Annotated in this window: 15 protein-coding genes, 1 tRNA gene and 2 pseudogenes; 9 read left to right on the top strand and 9 right to left on the bottom strand. The window is 66.0% G+C overall.

The window, feature by feature from the left end; all coding sequences use genetic code 11:
• Positions 1 to 76: 76 nt before the first annotated feature.
• Both AB7O82_RS00290 and AB7O82_RS00285 read right to left on the bottom strand, forming a co-directional pair.
• Complete coding sequence (locus AB7O82_RS00290) at positions 77 to 754, bottom strand: SOS response-associated peptidase (protein ID WP_428554934.1); 678 nt, start codon at positions 752 to 754, stop codon at positions 77 to 79.
• Positions 755 to 900: 146 nt separating this feature from the next.
• Positions 901 to 1,899, bottom strand: coding sequence for an MBL fold metallo-hydrolase (locus tag AB7O82_RS00285; protein ID WP_428554937.1), 999 nt, complete (start codon positions 1,897 to 1,899; stop codon positions 901 to 903).
• A gap of 319 nt (positions 1,900 to 2,218) precedes the next feature.
• Between AB7O82_RS00285 and AB7O82_RS00280 the strand changes: the two genes are divergently transcribed.
• Positions 2,219 to 2,446 (top strand): hypothetical protein, encoded by a 228-nt coding sequence (locus AB7O82_RS00280; RefSeq protein WP_428554940.1) that lies wholly within the window; start codon positions 2,219 to 2,221, stop codon positions 2,444 to 2,446.
• A gap of 45 nt (positions 2,447 to 2,491) precedes the next feature.
• Here the strand turns inward: AB7O82_RS00280 and AB7O82_RS00275 are convergent, their stop codons facing one another.
• Entirely contained in the window at positions 2,492 to 2,716 is a 225-nt protein-coding gene (locus AB7O82_RS00275; protein ID WP_428554942.1) for a hypothetical protein, read from the bottom strand.
• Positions 2,717 to 3,109: 393 nt separating this feature from the next.
• Positions 3,110 to 3,183: transfer RNA gene (locus tag AB7O82_RS00270), tRNA-Gln, on the bottom strand.
• 286 nt (positions 3,184 to 3,469) lie between these two features.
• On the opposite strand from AB7O82_RS00270, the gene AB7O82_RS00265 reads away from it, so the two are divergent.
• The 3 genes from AB7O82_RS00265 (at position 3,470) to guaB (ending at position 7,105) form a co-directional block, all read left to right on the top strand.
• Positions 3,470 to 4,534 (top strand): Ppx/GppA phosphatase family protein, encoded by a 1,065-nt coding sequence (locus AB7O82_RS00265; RefSeq protein ID WP_428553926.1) that lies wholly within the window; start codon positions 3,470 to 3,472, stop codon positions 4,532 to 4,534.
• A 6-nt stretch (positions 4,535 to 4,540) separates the two neighbouring features.
• Positions 4,541 to 5,329: an RlmE family RNA methyltransferase gene (locus AB7O82_RS00260; protein ID WP_428553929.1), complete on the top strand. Its 789-nt coding sequence runs from the start codon at positions 4,541 to 4,543 to the stop codon at positions 5,327 to 5,329.
• Between the two features lie 312 nt (positions 5,330 to 5,641).
• On the top strand, positions 5,642 to 7,105 hold the full coding sequence (gene guaB, locus AB7O82_RS00255; RefSeq protein WP_428553932.1) for an IMP dehydrogenase: 1,464 nt from the start codon (positions 5,642 to 5,644) through the stop codon (positions 7,103 to 7,105).
• A gap of 64 nt (positions 7,106 to 7,169) precedes the next feature.
• Here guaB and AB7O82_RS00250 read toward each other — a convergent pair whose 3' ends face one another.
• Positions 7,170 to 7,502 carry a hypothetical protein gene (locus AB7O82_RS00250; protein WP_428553934.1) on the bottom strand — a complete coding sequence of 111 codons (333 nt, stop codon included), beginning with the start codon at positions 7,500 to 7,502 and terminating at the stop codon, positions 7,170 to 7,172.
• A gap of 195 nt (positions 7,503 to 7,697) precedes the next feature.
• Positions 7,698 to 8,813 (bottom strand): SGNH/GDSL hydrolase family protein, encoded by a 1,116-nt coding sequence (locus tag AB7O82_RS00245; protein ID WP_428553936.1) that lies wholly within the window; start codon positions 8,811 to 8,813, stop codon positions 7,698 to 7,700.
• A gap of 310 nt (positions 8,814 to 9,123) precedes the next feature.
• On the opposite strand from AB7O82_RS00245, the gene AB7O82_RS00240 reads away from it, so the two are divergent.
• Together AB7O82_RS00240 and AB7O82_RS00235 are read left to right on the top strand one after the other, a co-directional pair.
• Entirely contained in the window at positions 9,124 to 10,713 is a 1,590-nt protein-coding gene (locus tag AB7O82_RS00240) for an RsmB/NOP family class I SAM-dependent RNA methyltransferase (protein WP_428618365.1), read from the top strand.
• Positions 10,710 to 11,276 (top strand): N-acetyltransferase family protein, encoded by a 567-nt coding sequence (locus AB7O82_RS00235; RefSeq protein WP_428556242.1) that lies wholly within the window; start codon positions 10,710 to 10,712, stop codon positions 11,274 to 11,276. Before AB7O82_RS00240 ends, AB7O82_RS00235 begins: the two co-directional genes overlap by 4 nt.
• A 153-nt stretch (positions 11,277 to 11,429) precedes the next feature.
• Here the strand turns inward: AB7O82_RS00235 and AB7O82_RS00230 are convergent.
• Positions 11,430 to 11,658: pseudogene (locus AB7O82_RS00230) on the bottom strand (AbrB/MazE/SpoVT family DNA-binding domain-containing protein).
• Between the two features lie 613 nt (positions 11,659 to 12,271).
• On the opposite strand from AB7O82_RS00230, the gene guaA reads away from it, so the two are divergent.
• Both guaA and AB7O82_RS00220 read left to right on the top strand, forming a co-directional pair.
• The gene (guaA, locus tag AB7O82_RS00225; RefSeq protein ID WP_428556239.1) at positions 12,272 to 13,822 is read left to right on the top strand and encodes a glutamine-hydrolyzing GMP synthase; all 1,551 of its coding nucleotides are present in this window, start codon (positions 12,272 to 12,274) and stop codon (positions 13,820 to 13,822) included.
• 430 nt (positions 13,823 to 14,252) lie between these two features.
• Complete coding sequence (locus tag AB7O82_RS00220; RefSeq protein WP_428618362.1) at positions 14,253 to 16,490, top strand: beta-glucosidase; 2,238 nt, start codon at positions 14,253 to 14,255, stop codon at positions 16,488 to 16,490.
• Positions 16,491 to 16,834: 344 nt separating this feature from the next.
• Here the strand turns inward: AB7O82_RS00220 and AB7O82_RS00215 are convergent, their stop codons facing one another.
• Positions 16,835 to 17,215 (bottom strand): hypothetical protein, encoded by a 381-nt coding sequence (locus AB7O82_RS00215; RefSeq protein WP_428618359.1) that lies wholly within the window; start codon positions 17,213 to 17,215, stop codon positions 16,835 to 16,837.
• A 79-nt stretch (positions 17,216 to 17,294) separates the two neighbouring features.
• Between AB7O82_RS00215 and fdxA the strand changes: the two are divergent.
• Positions 17,295 to 17,616, top strand: a pseudogene (fdxA, locus tag AB7O82_RS00210) (ferredoxin FdxA); the annotation flags it as partial.
• Positions 17,617 to 17,859: 243 nt separating this feature from the next.
• Here the strand turns inward: fdxA and AB7O82_RS00205 are convergent.
• Positions 17,860 to 18,351, bottom strand: coding sequence for an Rrf2 family transcriptional regulator (locus AB7O82_RS00205; protein WP_428618358.1), 492 nt, complete (start codon positions 18,349 to 18,351; stop codon positions 17,860 to 17,862).
• Positions 18,352 to 18,444: the final 93 nt, after the last annotated feature.

Genomic DNA, 18,444 nt, shown 5'->3' with positions numbered 1-18,444 from the left:
GCCTAGCACGGTGCGCGCGTCGCGCAGCAACGGGTAGGCGCGCTGGAGACCATGTGCGGCCAGGGCAGGGCGCGCTCTAGAAAAGCTCGGCGCCCATCAGGTCGGGGCGGTTGTTGCGCACGTTGCCGACGTCGTTCGTCACCGCCCACACGTCGATGTCGCCGGGGTAGGGCTTCATCATCTCGGCGGCCGCCTCGGGCGGCAGGCGCATCCAGTCCTCGAACTGGCTTTCCCTGAGCACGACCGGCATGCGGTCGTGATAGGCGGCGGTGCCGGGCGCTGCCTGGGTGGTGACGATGGCGAAGCTCGTCACGGCCGGCCGGCCGTCGCCGCGCCACACATCGTAGACACCGGCCAGCGCGAACGGCTTGGCGACGGGTGCGAAGTGAAAGGGCTTCTTCGTCTTCGCATCCACCTTTTGCCACTCGTACCAGCCGGTCGCCGGCACCAGGCAGCGCCGCTTCCTGAACGGCTCGCGATAGGTTGCTGCGGTCTGGATGGTCTCGGCCCGCGCGTTGATGGTGCTGTAGGGCCGCTTGTCGAGCTGGTCGGGCTTCAGCCAGAACGGCACGAGGCCCCAGCCGGCGAGGATCATCTCGCGGCCGTTCCCCGCCGGCCGGATGATCGGCATCGTGTGGGTCGGCGCCACGTTGTAGCTCTCGATCAGCTTGTCCGGCGGCTCCTCCGGCAAGGTGAGCCGATAGAGCTCGACGATCTGCTTCCAGGTGAGGGCGTAGGTGTAGCGTCCGCACATTGCGCTGGCCTGCCATGCCCGGCTGATGTGTGCAAGCGTCGGCTCGGGGCCACAAAAATGTGGGGCGTTGCGCGAAGGAAACTCATGGCGTGGCGCGCTCCCAGCGAATGACTGGACTCAGGGCGCGCCGCCGCCCGCACGCGCCCTCAGTGCGCATGGCCGTGTCCATGGCCATGCGCTGTCGCCGACTTGGCCTTGAGCTCGGCGTGCAGGCGGCCCATTTCGCCGAACAGCTCGAGCACGCTCGGCTGTGACGATGCGCCGAATTCGCGGTACAGCGAGACCACGTTCACCACCATGCGCTCGGCGTCGCCCCAGCCGGCGAAGCGGTCGAGCGCGATATCGCGCGCCGCCTGGTACGCCGGCATGCCGGCATCGTAGCGGCGGCGCGCCTCCTGCGTGATGTAGAGCAGGTAGTCCTTCATCGCTTGCACGCCCTTCTTGTCGGTGATCGGCCCGTGGCCGGGCACCACGGTCTCGACGTCCCAGCTCAGGATCAGGTCGCAGGCCGCCACCCAGTTGTCGACCGGGCCGGCCCACAGCACCGGATGGCCCTCGACGAACAGGATATCGCCAGTGAACACCGTACGATCCTGCGGCACATGCACCAGCACGTCGCCGCGCGTGTGCGCCGGGCCGACGTGCTTCAGCAGCACCTGCTTGTCGCCCACCGTGAGCGCGAGCGCATCGTCAAATACGCGCGTTGGCGGCGTGTTGACGACGTCGTCCCACTTGAACCTGCTGCCCATCACCTCGTGCAGGAAGGCGCCGCCCGGACCGAGCTGCTGCCAGTTGCGCTGCAGGCTGGCGAGCTCCTCGGCCGGCCGCGCCTTCATCTCCTCGGCGCAGGCGCGCGAGCCGATGATCTCGGCCCCGGCCAGCAGCTGGTTGCCGAACGTGTGGTCGCCGTTGGAATGGGTGTTGACCAGCCGGCCGATCGCCCGGGCGGCCGGTACCGCGGCGCGCATGCCGGCCAGCATCTCGCCCGTCAGGGCGAGGTCGAATAGCGTGTCAACCAGCAGGCTCTCGTCGCCGTCGCTGATGAGCCCGGCATTGCTCCAGCCCCAGCCGCCATCGGGCTGCAGCCAGGCGAAGCAGCCGGTGCCGAGATCGTGCAGACCCTTGCTGTACTGCCATCTGGCCATGATGCGCTCCCGTTGCCGGAGGTCGAGGACACGGCCATCAGATTGCCACATCCCCGCCGGGGCGATCCTTTGATTCCCGATCCTGGGAATCCCCGGGAACCTTTTGCGGCCAGCCGCATTGCTTCGATACCGGCGCGCCCCCCAAACGCCGGTGCCCGCCCCGGGAACATCATCCCCCCGCTTCAGCACGCCCGGGGCGGGCAGGGAGGGGACCGTGACCGCTCGCCTGGCGTCAGCAGGTCGGGCGGTTTTTCGTGTTTGGCATGAGCTCGCGCCTCGGCTAGCCCTGCGACCTTGTCTGTGCGCAGGAGCGTTCGAGATGGCGAAGTACTTCGCGAAGTTTGCCAAGGGCCGGCCATGCGTCATCGACGCCGAGGGCAAGGACGTGCCCGGCGCGGTGGTCAGGCGGTTGAATTTTCCCATGGGTCCGGTCGATGTCGTCGAGGGCCGCAAGTGGGGACCGGAGCATCGGCCGCCCACCGTGGATATTGAGGTGAACGGCGCGGTGATCCGCGCCGTTCCCGTCCGGTCGACGAAGCAGCCTTGATCGGCTCCGCCGACACAGCCTCCCTAACCCTGATCGGTATCCGGCCTACCAGCGATTGGCGGGCGCCGTCGCAGCGCCGACGGCCGCGCCGCCGAGGCCGCCCACCACCGCACCGGTCACCGGGGCGCCGGCCGCCGCACCGATCAGCGCGCCACCGCCGGCGCCGATGGCGCCGCCCGTCAGGGCGCGATCAACCGGCCGATCGCCACACGCTGCCGTCGCAGTTGCCAGCGCAGCAAGGACAGCCAGGGTCGTCGTCGTCTGCAGCACGGTCCGTTCTCCATCGATTGCTTGTGCACCGACAACGGAATGCCACCCCGACGGTTGCTCGAGCGGGCGGCCGGAGAACGTGGCCGGGTCCAGTTGCCCCGAGTGAGTCATGGCTGGGAGCGCGCCGCTCCGATGGCGCTCATGGAATGTGTAATCACCAAGAAGAGCGCCATCGGAGTGGCGCGCTCCCAAGCGCATGACGCGTTCTCTTGGCAAAGTTGGCGCTTATGAGTAGGCCATTCCGATGGCGTTCATGGGATGTTTGAAACGAAGAATATGCGCGCCGTCGAGTGGCGCGCCCCAGCTCCACCACGCGACCCACGAAATGGGTCTACGGGCCTTCGGGGAACAGCGACAAAAGTCAATAAAATCAATGAGGACTTTGAAAGCCCCTGGCTGGGGGACCAGGATTCGAACCTAGACTAACCGGGTCAGAGCCGGTTGTTCTACCGTTAAACTATCCCCCAAGCGGGCAGGCGGCAGCATTTAGCGGCGCTGCCGCGGCTTGGCAAGCGACCTCTCTCCACGGCCCGTTCATCGCTGTCTCCGCACCGGCCATCGCCTGTCCGGGCACCGGCGTCGCCGATCCATGCGGGGAGAAGCGGGCATAGCTGGTGGCCTCGACCCTATCGGCTGTCCGGGCACCGGCATCGCCCATCCATGCACAGGCCGCAGATCGGATTGTCACTCAGCGAAGGGCTCGCCCCCGACCGTAACCTCGGTTACCATCGACAAAAGGAAAAGAGTAAGCGAATGGCCGGGGAACCCACCAAGGGAGGCTGGCATAGCGGCCGGTTCGCGCACACTTTTGCCGCCATCGATCTCGGCACCAACAATTGCCGGCTCCTGGTGGCGAGGGCGTCGGTCGACGGCTATCAGGTCATCGATGCCTATTCCCGGCCGGTCCGGCTGGGCGAAGGGGTGGCGCTGAGCGGGGCGCTGTGTGGCGATGCGATCGAGCGCACGTTGCATGCGCTGTCCGTCTGCGCCGGCAAGATCGAGCGCAACCGCGTCACCATGGCCCGCCACATCGCCACCGAAGCCTGCCGCCGCGCGTGCAACGGCGAGGATTTCCTGGCCGTGGTCAAGGAGCGGACTGGCCTCTGCTTCGAGGTCATCAACCCGGCCGAGGAGGCGCGACTGGCGCTGGCAAGCTGCGAGAACCTGCTCGACGCCGCGATCCCGTTTGGCCTGCTGATCGACATCGGCGGCGGCTCGACGGAGGTGAGCTGGATCCGCGTGTTCCGCCGCGACGACCGGCTGGGCGGCGTCGCCACCGAGATCGTCGACATGACGTCGGTGCCGTGGGGCGTCGTGTCGCTCACTGAATCGTGCGTGAAGGGCCTGCCGCGCGAGCAGCCGGCGACGCGCGAATGCTACGACGGCATGGTCGAGCGCATCCGCGCCGACCTGCGCCCGTTCTGCCGCCGGCACCAGATCGGCGGCGCGATCGCCCGCGGCGAGGTCCAGATGATCGGCGCCTCGGGCACGGTGACGACGGTCAGCGCCCACCACCTCGGCCTCAAGCGCTACAACCGCGTTCTGGTCGACGGCTCGCGCATCGGCCACGATTCGATTCTGCGCATCTGCGACCAGCTCTCCGTCAAATCGGTGGCCGAGCTCACCGAGGTGCCGTGTATCGGCAACGACCGCGCCGACCTGGCGCTGGCCGGCGGCGCCATCCTGGAGGCGGTGTGCCGGCAGTGGCCGGCGCCGATGGTGCGGGTCGCCGACCGCGGCCTGCGCGAGGGCGTGCTGATGGAACTGATGCGCCAGGCCGATCGCGAAGCCGATCCGTTCCGCCACCCCAGGCATTGAGCAGTCATGGCCAAAGGCAACAAGGGCCGACCGGGGGGAGGCAACCGGTCGGGCTCGAGCATTCCGACCGGGCGGCAGGCCACCGTGCGGGTCAAGACCGCGCGCGGGCGCACCGCCTCCTCGCAGCGCTGGCTGCAGCGCCAGCTCAACGACCCCTATGTCGCCGAGGCGAAGAAGCGCGGCTATCGCTCGCGCGCCGCCTTCAAGCTGCTGCAGCTCGACGACCAGTTCCGCTTCCTGAAGCCGGGCGCCCGCATCGTCGATCTCGGCGCCGCGCCCGGCGGCTGGACCCAGGTCGCCGTCGAGCGGGTGCGGCCGGGCCAAGGCCGCTCGGGCAAAGGTAGCGCGGGCCAAGTAGGCCCGGGAAAGAGCGGCGGCGTCGTGGTCGGCCTGGACATCACGCCGGTCGAGCCGATCGCCGGCGCCACCGTGCTGACCAAGGATTTCTACGACGACGACGCGCCGGCCGTGCTGACCGAGCTGCTCGGCGGGCCGGCCGACGCCGTTCTGAGCGACATGGCGGCCGCGGCGACCGGCGACACCCAGGTCGATCATCTGCGCATCATGGCACTCGCCGAGACCGCCCACGACTTCGCCCGCCAAGTCCTGAAGCCCGGCGGCACCTTCGTCGCCAAGGTCCTGCAGGGCGGCACCGAGCGCACCCTGCTCGAGCAATTGAAGCGTGACTTCGCCAAGGTGCGCCACGTGAAGCCGCAAGCCAGCCGCGCCGACTCGGCGGAGATATATGTCGTGGCGACGGGGTTCCGGGGCGGGTCTCATATTCCTCCCCCGTAATCGGGGAAGGTACCCCCGCAAGGGGGCGTCGGGACCTCTCCGATTCCGACGTCGGAAACTGAAGCATCTCTTTTGCGGCCTTCCCCCTCCGCCCCCTTGCGGGGCACCTCCCCCGTGAGACGACCCGTAAGACGGGGGAGGCGGATGAGGGCGTCGGACGGGGCGCCTTCCCCGAAGACAGGGGGGAGGAAAATGAGGCCGACACGGCGCTTGGCTTGGCCGCGCCAGTGTGTATAAGGGCTCGCCAACCCGGCGGCCCTCTCCGAGAGGTGGGGCCGCCTTTTTATTTATCTCCAGTCTGGAGGTTGGCATATGCAGTTTCAGGAAGCGCTCTCCTTCGATGACGTCCTCCTGAAGCCGGCCGCCTCGTCCGTGCTCCCAGGACAGACCGACACCCGAACCCGGCTGACCCGCACCATCGATCTCCGCATCCCCTTGATGTCGGCGGCGATGGACACCGTCACCGAGGCGGCAATGGCGATCGCCATGGCGCAGGCCGGCGGCATCGGCGTCATCCACAAGAACCTCGACCCCGAGGCGCAGGCCAACGAGGTCCGCAAGGTCAAGAAGTTCGAATCGGGCATGGTGATCAATCCCGTGATCATCCATCCCGAGCAATCGCTGGCCGACGCCCTCGCACTGATGTCGATGCACCAAATCTCCGGCATCCCCGTGGTCGAGCGCGGCAGCGGCAAGCTCGCCGGCATCCTGACCAACCGTGACGTCCGCTTCGCCACCGACACCACCATGCCGGTGAACGCGCTGATGACCCGCGAGCGCCTGATCACGGTGCGCGAGGGCGTCAGCACCGACGAGGCCAAGCGGCTGCTGCACCAATACAGGATCGAGAAGCTGCTGGTGGTCGACGCCAACTATCGCTGCATCGGCCTGATCACGGTGAAGGACATCGAGAAGGCCAACAAGTTCCCCGGCGCCAGCAAGGACGAGAAGGGCCGCCTGCGCGCCGCCGCCGCGACCGGCGTCAGCGAGGCCGACATGCGGCGCGCCCAGCTGCTGATCGAGGCCGACGTCGACGTCATCGTCGTCGATACCGCGCACGGTCACTCCAAGGGCGTTATCGAGGCGGTGAAGCGGGTCAAGAAGCTCAGCAACTACGCCCAGGTGATGGCCGGAAACGTGGTGACCCGCGAGGGCGCCCAGGCGCTGATCGACGCCGGCGCCGACGCCGTCAAGATCGGCATCGGCCCGGGCTCGATCTGCACCACCCGCATGGTCGCGGGCGTCGGCGTGCCGCAATTCACCGCCATCCTCGAGGCCGCCGAGGCGTGCCATGCCGCCGGCATCCCGGCGATCGGCGACGGCGGCATCAAGTTCTCCGGCGACCTCGCCAAGGCGATCGCCGCCGGCGCCGACTGCGCCATGATGGGCTCGCTGCTCGCCGGCACCGACGAGGCGCCGGGCGAGGTGCTGCTCTACCAGGGCCGCTCCTACAAGTCGTACCGCGGCATGGGCTCGATCGGCGCCATGGCGCGCGGCTCGGCAGACCGCTACTTCCAGCAGGAGGTCGCCGACACGCTGAAGCTGGTGCCCGAGGGCATCGAAGGCCGCGTGCCCTACAAGGGCCCTGTGGGCAACATCCTCCACCAACTTGTCGGCGGCTTGCGCGCGGCGATGGGCTACACCGGCAACGCCACCATCAGGGAGATGCAGACCAACTGCCAGCTCCTGCGCATTACCGGCGCCGGCCTGCGCGAAAGCCACGTCCACGACGTCGAGATCATGCGCGAGGCGCCGAACTATCGTCAGGGGATGTAGGGCGCGGGGCGGTGGAGAGCGGGCCGCGATTTTTACGCAGGCCCCGAATTTTGCGTCATTTGCGTCAGGGGCCTTTGATTTCAACGGCTTGGCACTGACGCAAACGGCGGAGCGCCAGTTCCTTTGCGTCATTTGCGTCAGTGGTCCCTTCCGCAACGCTACGCGCGCGGAGAACCACGCGCCAGCCCACAGAATAGAACGACCCCGAATTCCTGCGTTCGGTGCGTTCGCTGCGTTCGCAGCCTTTCGAATCAAGGAGTTGGCCGAACGCAAGCGACCGTTCGGCAACGCTTCTTGCGTTCGGGGCGGCCGTTTTGCGTTCGGGGTCATCCGATGCCCGCTCCGTCACGATGTTGCTTCTCGCCTGCTGTAGCGGCGGTGGCAGGTTGACAGTCATGGATCGCAGGCTAGCGTGCTCGTGGCGGAAGTCTCCTGGCGTGGATGGGGCTGGCTGCAATCCGCGTCCATGAGCCTGTGCAATCTGATTGCGCTCATGCTCCTGTCGACCGCGTGTGCGCGTCTGACGCTCGCTGGCGTCTCGCCCGCTCGAACCCTTGAGCGGGCAAGATGCCCGCGATCCACAGAGCATGAACTACTTCAACGCTTTCGCCACCAGCTCGGCGATCAGGCGGTTGCCGGCGTTGTTCATGTGCCAGAGTCCGTAGAGCCGGCGTGGCTGCGGCGCGGAAGTGAGGGCGGGAAAGCTGTCGATGGTCGCGAGGCCGTTCTTCCTTGCGCAGGCGAGCAGGGCGCCGGTCAGGCGGCGCTGCTCGGCGGCGAAGGCCGGATCGTCGAACACCACTGGGTCGTACTCGGCGAGCAGCAGCACGCGGGCGCCACTCTGCTTCTGCAGCTCGGCCAGCCGCCCGGTGAGCTGGCAGCCCAGAAGCTCGCCAACACCGGGCGCATGCACGCGGATGTGGTCGCCGAACCAGTCGTGCAGCAGGTCGAGGCGGCGCAGGATGAAGTCGAACAGGTAGGAGTAGCCCAGCGTCTTCTGCCAGAAGGTGAGGGTGCCCCACGGATCGGCGCGCGGCGGCACCGGCACGCCCCTGAGCTCGAGCTTGCCGTCGGCCATCACAAACCACGGCTTGTCGGCGCTCCACAGGCGGCGCATCTCGGTGCGCCTGATGTCGTCGGCGATGAAGGCGATGATGATGTCTGAGGGCTTGTCGCGCCCCGCGAGCTGCTCGGCGCGCAGCACGATCTGGTCGAAGCCGTAGCCGCTCACGCCGCCGTTCAGCACGCGTCGGCCCGTAACCTCCTGCAGTTGCGCCGGCCAGGTCTCTGGATCGGTGACCTCGTCGCCGAAGGTGAAAGAATCGCCTACCGCCAGGATGGGCGCGCCGGTGGAGGCGGCGGCCCCGTCAGGCTTGCTCCCCTCCGGTTTGCCTTCAGCCTGCTTTCTCTCCCCTGTCCTGGTCTCGGCCGGTTTGGCTTCGTCTGGTTTGGTCGTGCGGCGCAGGCCACCAGCATCGATGGTGAGGCCGGCCGCCGTGTAGCCCGGTCGCGGCACGTAGCCCAGCCGTTCGTCGGGTGCGTAGCGACCGGCGTCGCGCTCCGCCAGCACCGTGCGCGCATCGAGCACAAAGTTGGACCAGGCGAACAGGTAACCCCAGGTGCTGGCGCGCAGGCCGAGCTCGAGCACGACCAGCCCGACCACGATCGACAGCAGCACGAGCCCGGCGCGGCGGAGGGGTTCAGGCATCAGGTGAGGGCCCTGTTCATTTTCCTCCTCCCGTAATCGGGGGAGGTGGCCCGTACACAAGGGGGAAGGCCGCAGTCGAGATACCTCTGATTCCGGCATCGGATTCATTAAGCATCTCGCCTGAGGCCTTCCCCCTCCGCCCCGTATGACGGGGCACCTCCCCCCGTTTACGGACCCGATTACGGGGGAGGCAGGTGAGCGCCGCCCCTCGAGCAAATGAGGGCCGTCCCTTGAAATGACAGGATTGCTCTGTAGGACGTTGCGCGGCGGGCTCAATCATCGTAGCGGCAGGGAGGGAAAGGGGACCAGCATGACGCCCGGCGCGCGGGTGGCGGCCACCATAGAGCTTCTCGACGAGATCGTCAGTCGCCCGGAGCGACCGGCCGACGGCGTCGCCAATGCCTACTTCCGCGCCCGCCGTTTCATCGGCGGCGGCGATCGCCGCGCCGTGTCCGAGCGTGTGTGGGCGATTCTGCGGCGCTGGGGCCAGCTCCGCTGGTGGCTCCAGCGCACGGGGCATCCCGATCACTCGCCCCGTGCGCCCAATATCGCGCGCGCAATGGTCGCGGCCGAGCTGCTGCTGGTCGACGGCCTCGCGCTCACCGACGTCGCCCAGATGTTCGACGGCGGGCGCTATCGTCCCGCGCCGCTCGACGAGGCCGAGTTCCGCGCGTTGCGCCAGATGGAGGGCCATTCGCTTGCCCATCCCGAGCAGCCCGACTGGGTGCGGCTCAACGTGCAGGAATGGGTCGCGCCGCATCTCAGGGAGGCCTACGGCGAGGCCTGGGGCCGCGAGATCGCCGCGCTCGACGCGCCGCCGCCGGTCGACCTGCGCGTCAACCGCCTCAAGGCGACGCCGGCCGAGGCGCGCGCCGCCCTGCAGCGCGAGGGCGTCGAGACCGAGCCGATGCGCTACGCCGCCAATGGCCTCCGTCTCAAGCGCCGTCTCTCGGTCGTCGCTGGCCAAGCCTTCCAGGACGGACTGGTCGAGATCCAGGACGAGGGCTCGCAGCTGGTCGCCGCCCTGGTCGACGGGCGGCCTGGCATGCAGGTGATGGATTACTGCGCCGGCGCCGGCGGCAAGACGCTGGCCATCGCCGCCGGCATGAACAACAAGGGCCGCGTCGTCGCCATGGACGTGCTGGAGACTCGGCTCGACCGCTCGGCCCAGCGCCTGCGCCGTGCCGGCGCGCACAATGTCGAGCGGCGCACAATCGACGGCGACAACCGCAAATGGCTGAAGCGCCAGGCCGGCGCCTTCGACCGCGTGCTGGTCGATGCGCCGTGCACCGGAACGGGCACGTGGCGGCGCAATCCCGACGGCCGCTGGACCTTGCGGCCCGAGGACCTCGCCGAACTGGTGCCCAAGCAGGCGGCCATCCTGGACGCCGCGCAGCGCCTGGTGAAGGTGGGAGGCGGGCTGGTCTATGCCACCTGCTCGGTGCTGCCGGCCGAGAACGAGCGCCAGGTCGAGGCCTTCCTCGAGCGCCATCCCGACTTCGCCGTCGTGCCGGTCGCCGCCGTGTGGCGCGACGCGCTGGGCAGCGAGCCGCCGGGCGACATCGCCGCCAGCCCGTACCTGCGGCTTTCGCCGCTGCGCCACGGCACCGACGGCTTCTTCGCCGCGACGCTGGTCCGACGCGGCGCCGCGGCGGCTCCGGCCGGTTCGCTGGACGAGGTGGCTGCCCAATCCTCCCCCGCCATCGGGGGAGGTGCCCCGTCATACGGGGCGGAGGGGGAGGGCCGCAAACAAGACGCTTCCGATTCCGACGTCGGAATCGGAGAAGTCGGAACTGGGGCTCTCCCTCTCCGGCCCTCGCCACCTCCCCCGATGACGGGGGAGGAACATGAAGGACGCGTCCGCTCCCCGGCCGCCGCCGCCGATGAGGAAGCGGCATGATCCGCATTCGTCGCGCCATGAAGAGTGACGCCGCCGCGATCGGCCGCGTCCATGTCGAGACCTGGCAGGCGACCTATGCCGGCCTGCTGCCCGATGCCCTGCTCGCTGCGATGTCCGACGTGCGCCAGTCGGCATGGTGGTCGCGCCTGCTCTCCGACCCAGGCCAGGCGCGCGGCGTGTTCGTCGCGGACGACGCGGAGATGGGCGTGGTCGGCTTCGGCAGCTGCGGCCCCGTGCGCGATCCACCCGAGGGCCTGGACGGCACCGAGACGCGCGTCGGCGAGGTCTACACGCTCTATGTCGAGCCCGACTTCCAGAACCTGGGCCTCGGCCGCCGCCTGCTCGATGCCCTGTTCCGCCAGCTGCGTGCCGACGGCAACGACACCGCCGTGCTGTGGATGCTGGCCGACAACCCGACGCGCTTCTTCTACGAAGGTATGGGCGGCGCCCGCTGCGGCGAGCGCATCGACACCATGGCCGGCAAGGACGTGGAGGAGGTCGCCTATGCCTGGCGCAACCTCGACGCCCCGCTGGTCCGCCGCAAGCTCGCGGCAGAGGACTAGCTCAAGCTCATGGCTGGGAGCGAGCCACTGCGATGGTGCTCTTCCTGGTGATTACACATCCTATGAGCGCCATCGGAGGGGCGCGCTCGCAGCGAATGGGGTCTTTGTCGGCGAAGTTGGCGCCTACGAGTGGTGCTGTCCCAGCGCATGAGGTTAGCGGGTATTCGCTTCGTCACGGTCGAACTTGAAACCTGCCCGGACGGCCGCGGAACGCGCGCAAGCGCTTCAACAGCTCGTCCCGCCCGGGCTTTCGAGCAATACCAAGGCGCCTCGACTCCGCGACGTGGATTTCGATGTCGTCGCCTACTTCGAGGTCGAGGGCCTCGACGACGGCGACGGGAAGGCGAACAGCAAGGCTGTTTCCCCACTTTGCGACCTTCATGCCGACCTCTTCGGGAACCTCCGAGGCAAAAAAAGTCCATCCCTGCAAAGGGCGCCCGTCAGCGGGCGGCGTATATTATCCACACTCCAACTGCGATTTATCTAAGGAAAGCCCATCTGCCGAGCCCAACGACAACAATCGCCGACGGGCCCTTGTCACAGGCTGGAGACGGCCGCTGCCTCGTTTGGTCCGCAAAGGCGGCCGACCGCCGCACAATTTACCCTTCTCGCGATTGTCACCTTTTGCGGTCTTCGGCGTTGCTTGGGGACTGGAGCGGTAGCGTATGCACGATAAGACACCCGCCGGCACTCTCGGGACCTCCGACGCCTCCCTTTGGCAGGGGCGGGCGGAGGAGGCACACGCGGTCGCGGTCACTATGCTCGACCCTGGAGCGAAGGCCCATATGCTCGATCTTGCCGCCATGTATCTGGCGATGGCGCGCCGGGCCGAGGAGCGCCGGGCCAGATGGGGCGCCCGAATGGGCATTGTGCTGCGCCCTGCCGAGGCCGACTGACCACCGCCGCGCGGCTTGAAGCAGCCGGGCGGCGCTCCGCATTTCGGAAACCCACACATCGCGAGTTGAAGGCCGGGCCGGCGTTCCGTATATCGCCGCATGTCCGACCGTTTGCTGATCGTCGATTTTGGTTCCCAGGTCACCCAGCTTATCGCCCGCCGCCTGCGCGAGGCGGGAGTCTATTGTGAGATCCATCCCTTCCAGCAGGTCGACCAGGCCCGCCTGAATCAGTTCGACCCCAAGGCCATCGTGCTCTCGGGCGGCCCGGCCTCGGTAATCGAGGGCGAGGCGCCGGCCGCCGACCCCGCCATCTTCGCCGCCAACGTTCCCGTGCTCGGCATCTGCTACGGCGAGCAGACCATGGCGCAGCAGCTCGGCGGCACGGTCGAATCGGGCCACCACCGCGAGTTCGGGCGCGCCGTGCTCGAGGTCAAGGCGAGGTCCCCGCTCTTCGACGGCGTCTGGCAGCCCGGCGACCACAAGCAGGTGTGGATGAGCCACGGCGATCGAGTCACCCGCCTGCCGCCCGGCTTCAGCATCATCGCCACCAGCGAGAACGCGCCGTTCGCCGCCATCGCCGACGAGCAGCGCAGGTTCTACGGCGTGCAATTCCATCCCGAGGTGATGCACACCCCCGACGGCGCCAAGCTGCTGCGCAACTTCGCCCTCCAGATCGCGGGCTTCAAGGGCGACTGGACGATGCACGCCTTCAAGGAGCGCGCCATCGACCAGATCCGCCGGCAGGTCGGCAAGGGAAGGGTGATCTGCGGCCTGTCGGGCGGTGTCGACTCCTCGGTTGTTGCCGTGCTGCTGCACGAGGCGATCGGCGACCAGCTGCAGTGTGTGTTCGTCGACCACGGCCTGCTGCGGCTCGGCGAAGCCGACGAGGTGGTGCGTCTGTTCCGCGACCACTACAACATCCCGCTGGTCCACGCCGACGCCTCCGAGCGGTTCCTAAAGGCGCTCGACGGCGTTACCGACCCCGAGCACAAGCGCAAGACGATCGGCGCACTGTTCATCGACGTCTTCCAGGCCGAGGCCAACAAGGTGGGCGGCGCCGAGTTCCTGGCCCAGGGCACGCTCTACCCCGACGTGATCGAATCGGTCTCGTTCACCGGCGGCCCGTCGGTGACCATCAAGAGCCATCACAATGTCGGCGGCCTGCCCGAGCGCATGCACCTGAAGCTGGTCGAGCCGCTACGCGAGCTGTTCAAGGACGAGGTGCGCGAGCTCGGCCGCGAGCTCGGCCTGCCGGCCGAGCTGGTGAACCGCCATCCGTTCCCGGGACCGGGGCTGGCGATCCGCATTCCAGGCAGCATCACGAAGGACAAGCTCGACCTGCTGAGGAAGGTCGATGCCGTCTATCTCGACGAGATCCGCAAGGCAGGGCTGTACGACGCGATCTGGCAGGCGTTCGCGGTGCTGCTGCCGGTGCGCACGGTTGGGGTGATGGGGGATGGGCGGACGTATGACCAGGCGTGCGCGCTTCGGGCGGTTACGTCGACGGATGGGATGACGGCGGACTATTACCCATTCGACCACTCGTTCCTGGGGCGGGTGGCGAACCGGATCATCAACGAGGTGCGGGGGATCAACCGGGTGACCTACGACATCACGTCGAAGCCGCCGGGGACGATCGAGTGGGAGTGAGGGGGAGTACTTTGGCGTAGAGCAGCGTACCGTGGGCTACCTCCTTCCAGCGAAATCTATCGATAGTAGTCGATAGCTTTCGGATTACTTGTACCACGGCGACGATTGGCAGCGTTTCAGGTGTCGTCGGCTCCGCCTGACGAATTTGTGTCCGCCGACTAAGTTGGGTGCTCACCGAGGCTCGGGGGCCGGGTGGGACCAATGCTACAGCCTCGAAAATTACGTCAGCGAAGTTCGAGAAGAATTGCGTTGAATTGTGAAGTCTCGGCAAAGCCCATCCTTACGGGTGGATTGCCGGTGGCGAGCCAAAGCCGCAATTCTCTGTCCTCAGGCATCGACGATCCTCGCTGCCAGGTGGTGGTGCCGTCATCTGGTAATCTCGACGACAGATGCCGTATCATCATTGCGCCTTACCGAGCTGGAGGAGATCATGCGCAAATTCAGCCGTCGGCAATTCTCAAAACTCACAAGTGCTGCAGCGCTGGCTGCATCGACTACGGGCCTTCCCGCATTCGCACAGACAACGTCAGCGCCATCCAATTTTGCTAACCCTTCGCCGGACGATCGGGCGCACGCAACCGAAGCACAGATGACCGACGACGAGCGCTTCTCGCTCATCGTAAGCCTCCTGGGGCCAGCATCGATTGTCCCGCGCGATCCACGCATTCCGGCGGATGTGAAGAACGTCAGCGCGGGCTATACGTCCGGCGTTCCCCGGCTCGGCATCCCGGCGCTGCAGTCGAGCGACGCCAGCATGGGCGTCACCAATCCCGGTTACCGCCCCGACGACAAGGGCGCCACGGCCTTCCCTGCGTCCATCCTCGTCGGCTCAAGCTTTAATCCGCAGCTCGCGCGCGAGGGAGGCGTAGCGATCGGGCGCGAGGCGCGCATCCGCGGCTTCAACATCATGCTCGCGGGCGGAATGAATCTCGCCCGCGACGTGCGCAACGGCCGCAACTACGAATACTATTCCGAGGATCCGTGGGTGAGCGCGGTTATTGGCGCCGAAGCTGTTAACGGCATCCAGAGCCAGAACGTCATCTCTACGCTCAAACACTACACGCTCAACTGCAACGAGACCAATCGCCATTGGCTGGACGCGGTCATCGACCCGGTCGCACATCGTGAGTCCGATCTGCTCGCCTTCCAGATCGCCATAGAGCTGTCGCAGCCCGGTTCGATCATGAGCGGCTACAACAAGATCAACGGCGTATATGCGAGCGGCGATCCGCACCTGCTCAACGATGTGCTCAAAGGCGCGTGGGGCTACAAAGGCTATGTAATGTCGGACTGGGGCGCGGTGCCGGAATGGGAGTACGCGCTCAGAGGGCTGGATCAGGAATCCGGCATCCAGTTGGACGTGAAGCAATGGGGTGCCGAAGCCTTCACCGACAAGCTCAAGACGGCCTATCGCGACGGCAAATTCCCAAAGGAGCGGCTCTCCGACATGGTGCGCCGCATATTGCGCTCAGCCTACGCCGTGGGCATCGATAAGTGGGGCCCAGCACCTGCTGTGGATATGGCCAAACACAACGAAATCGCGCTTGAGATCGCGCGCCAAGGCATCGTGCTCTTGAAGAATGACGGTGCGCTGCCGCTTGCGACCGACAGGCCACTGAAGATAGCCGTGATCGGCGGCTATTCCCAGCAAGGGGTGATCAGCGGCACGGGTTCCGGCGCGGTCAACCCGGTCGGCGGCTTTGCAGGCGTCATCAAGATCGGGGGCGCGGGCGTTATGGGCGGCCTCCGCAATCTCTTCCTGTTCCCGCCATCTCCAGTCGAGGAACTGAAGAAAGCCCTGCCGCAGGCGCAGATCGAATTTGACCCCGGTTACACGCCGGCGGAGGCCGCGTTGACGGCAAAGCGCTCGGACGTAGTCATCGCTTTCGGCATTCGCGTAGAGGGCGAAGGCTTCGATCTGCCGGACCTGAGTTTGCCGTGGGGGCAGGATGCGGTGATCGACGCAGTCGCGTCGGCCAATCCAAACACCATTGTCGTGCTGGAGACCGGCAATCCGGTCTCGATGCCGTGGCGCGACAAGGTGAAGGCGATCGTTCAGGCGTGGTATCCGGGACAGGCGGGCGGAGAGGCGATTGCCGACATCGTCACCGGCAAGGTAAATCCATCGGGCCGCTTGCCGATCACATTCCCCGCCAGCCTGGCGCAGACGCCGCGGCCGGAGCTTTCCGGCCTTGGAACGCCATGGGGAACGCCGGTCACCATCCGCTACGACGAAGGTGCGGAGGTCGGCTATCGCTGGTATGCGCAGAAGAGCCAAAAGCCGCTCTACGCGTTTGGCCACGGTCTGAGCTACACGAACTTCTCCTACAGCGACCTGAAAGTCAGCGGCGGCGAGACCGTTACAGCGACCTTCACCGTCACCAATACCGGGAAGGTCGCAGGCACGGACGTGCCGCAGATCTATCTGACCGACGCGCCAGGCGGGAAACGCATGCGACTCTTGGGCTTCGAACGCGTGGCGCTTCAACCTGGCGAATCACGTGCGGTGAGGTTAACGGCTGAGCCACGTCTGCTCGCGCGGTTCGACGCGAAAGTAAGCCGGTGGCGTATCGCCGAAGGGGCCTACCAGATCGCCCTTGGTAAATCAGCCAGCGACATGGTGCTGACCGGTAGTGGTGACCTGAAGGGCAGACTCTTTGGCAAATAGGCTCTCCGCATCGCCGAGCGCCATCCGTCCATTCGTCATGGCTGACGGTCTTTTCTCGGCCCAGCCAATAACGCTGCTCTTGCCGCAGCGGGGATCACGACGGAGCAGCCTTCGCCACATGCATTGACGAATATCGGGGCGGCATGTGCGGTCTGTACACGAATGCGATATACCCGCTCAACTCCTTGAGAAAGGGCAAGAGTTGCCGCGCCTCGACTCATTTCGCCCGGGAGAGCCTTGCTTGGGAGCCGCTCTTCGCCCCGGGCAAGGGCGATGTCAGAACGAGCTCGCCACCGACCCCGGAGGCGATGGCCTTTGCAATGGCGAGACCCAAACCCGACCCTTCAGCCTCGGTATTGCCGCGCTCGAACGGCCGAGACAAGCGCTCGAGCATTTCCGCCCGAAAGAGCTGTCCCCTCGTTGGAAGCGGTGAAAACGCCGTCGGTGGAAAGAGTCACCACGACTGGCGCGTCGGAGGCGTCGTGTTTGAGCCCATTCTCGATTAGGTTACGAGCCAGAATTGCAAAGGCATCGGTGTCAATATCAAACATAACCCGCTCGGCAGGGATGTTGATCGCAAGCCGACCGGCTGTGGCCGGAAGCTGCGACATTGCCGGACTGAACGTGCCGTCTAAATCCGAAACGACTTGATTGCCTAGAAATCGTACAAGTGCCTTGTGGCACTGCTCAGCTTGCCGCAACGGTCGCTTCTGGAGTGTCTGCATTAACATGTATGTGATATAAATCTTTAAGCGCAGTTGATTTACCCGCTTCGCGCTGATGCTTTTGCGGTGGGAGTAAGCAATGGCCTATGTCGTGAATGACGCTTGCATCAGTGCAAGTACATGGATTGCGTCGAGGTCTGCCCCGTAGATTGCTTTTACGAGGGCGAGAACATGCTGGTCATAAATCCAGACGAATGCATCGACTGCGGTGTCTGTGAACCCGAGTGCCCGCCCCCATCGTGCCGTATACCGTGAAGGGGATGGAAAGGCGGTTGGAGCTAAATAGGACCTACTCGGCCCGGTGGCCTAGTATTACCCGTAGGGGCGAAGCGCCGCCCGATGCCGACCGGTGGAAAGACATCTCCGACAAGTTCGCCCAGTTCTTTTCACCTAAGCCAGGGAAGTCTCCATATAAGGCGTCCATCTTGGAAGTACGGCGAGCCTGGCTTGGACGCTTTCGTTTAACAAGGACGAGTTGATCGCTGTACTTTCTGTCGGAGCTTCCCGGCAAAGCGGGGGTGCGGGCGTCACGTGCCCGGCAGGAATGGCGGCGATTGTCCCAAGCGATCGCCTGCCAGGTCACCGACCCATCGGAACTGCCCTGTAATGCTACCGCTCGCACTTATCAGAGGCTTGAAGGCGCGCTAGGACAGCGCGACACGACGGCCCGCCCTGCCTTTTGAGCGCGGTGTCGGCAGAGCACCATTTACGGCCAGCAGTCGAGCGAGCGTCTGCCGTGGCTTGATCAAGTCCGCGAGCGTGTAGCCATCGAGCGTGGCCAGGAATGCTCTTGTGGCGTCGCGTAGTGCGCTACGCAGGACACAGCATTCCTCGATGCAGCAATAGCCCTTGTTTCCTTGGAGACAGCCGAGTATTCCGAGTTCCTGTTCCATGTCGCGGACAACAGCGCCGACATTGATCTGGGCCGGCTTTCTGGCAAGAGATATTCCGCCGCGTTTGCCGCGGATGGTCTCCAGATACCCGAGTTGCCCGAGGTGATGGACCACTTTCATCAGGTGACCTCTGGAAATGTCGAAATGTTCGACGATCTCCTGGATCGTAGACAAGCGATCGCCATTGACGCCTGCATACATGAGGACGCGCAGCGCATAGTCGGTGTGAAGAGTGAGTCGCATGGCAAGAACTCTTGGCTCATTGACCGCTAGAATGTCTTTAGCAAATATTCAGCATATATGTTATCCTGCCTGTGTTACAAGTGAAGAGCCGAG

The organism is Reyranella sp., assembly GCF_050185545.1.
In the GTDB taxonomy this organism is placed as follows: domain Bacteria; phylum Pseudomonadota; class Alphaproteobacteria; order Reyranellales; family Reyranellaceae; genus Reyranella.
This window is presented reverse-complemented; position numbering and strand designations above follow the sequence as displayed.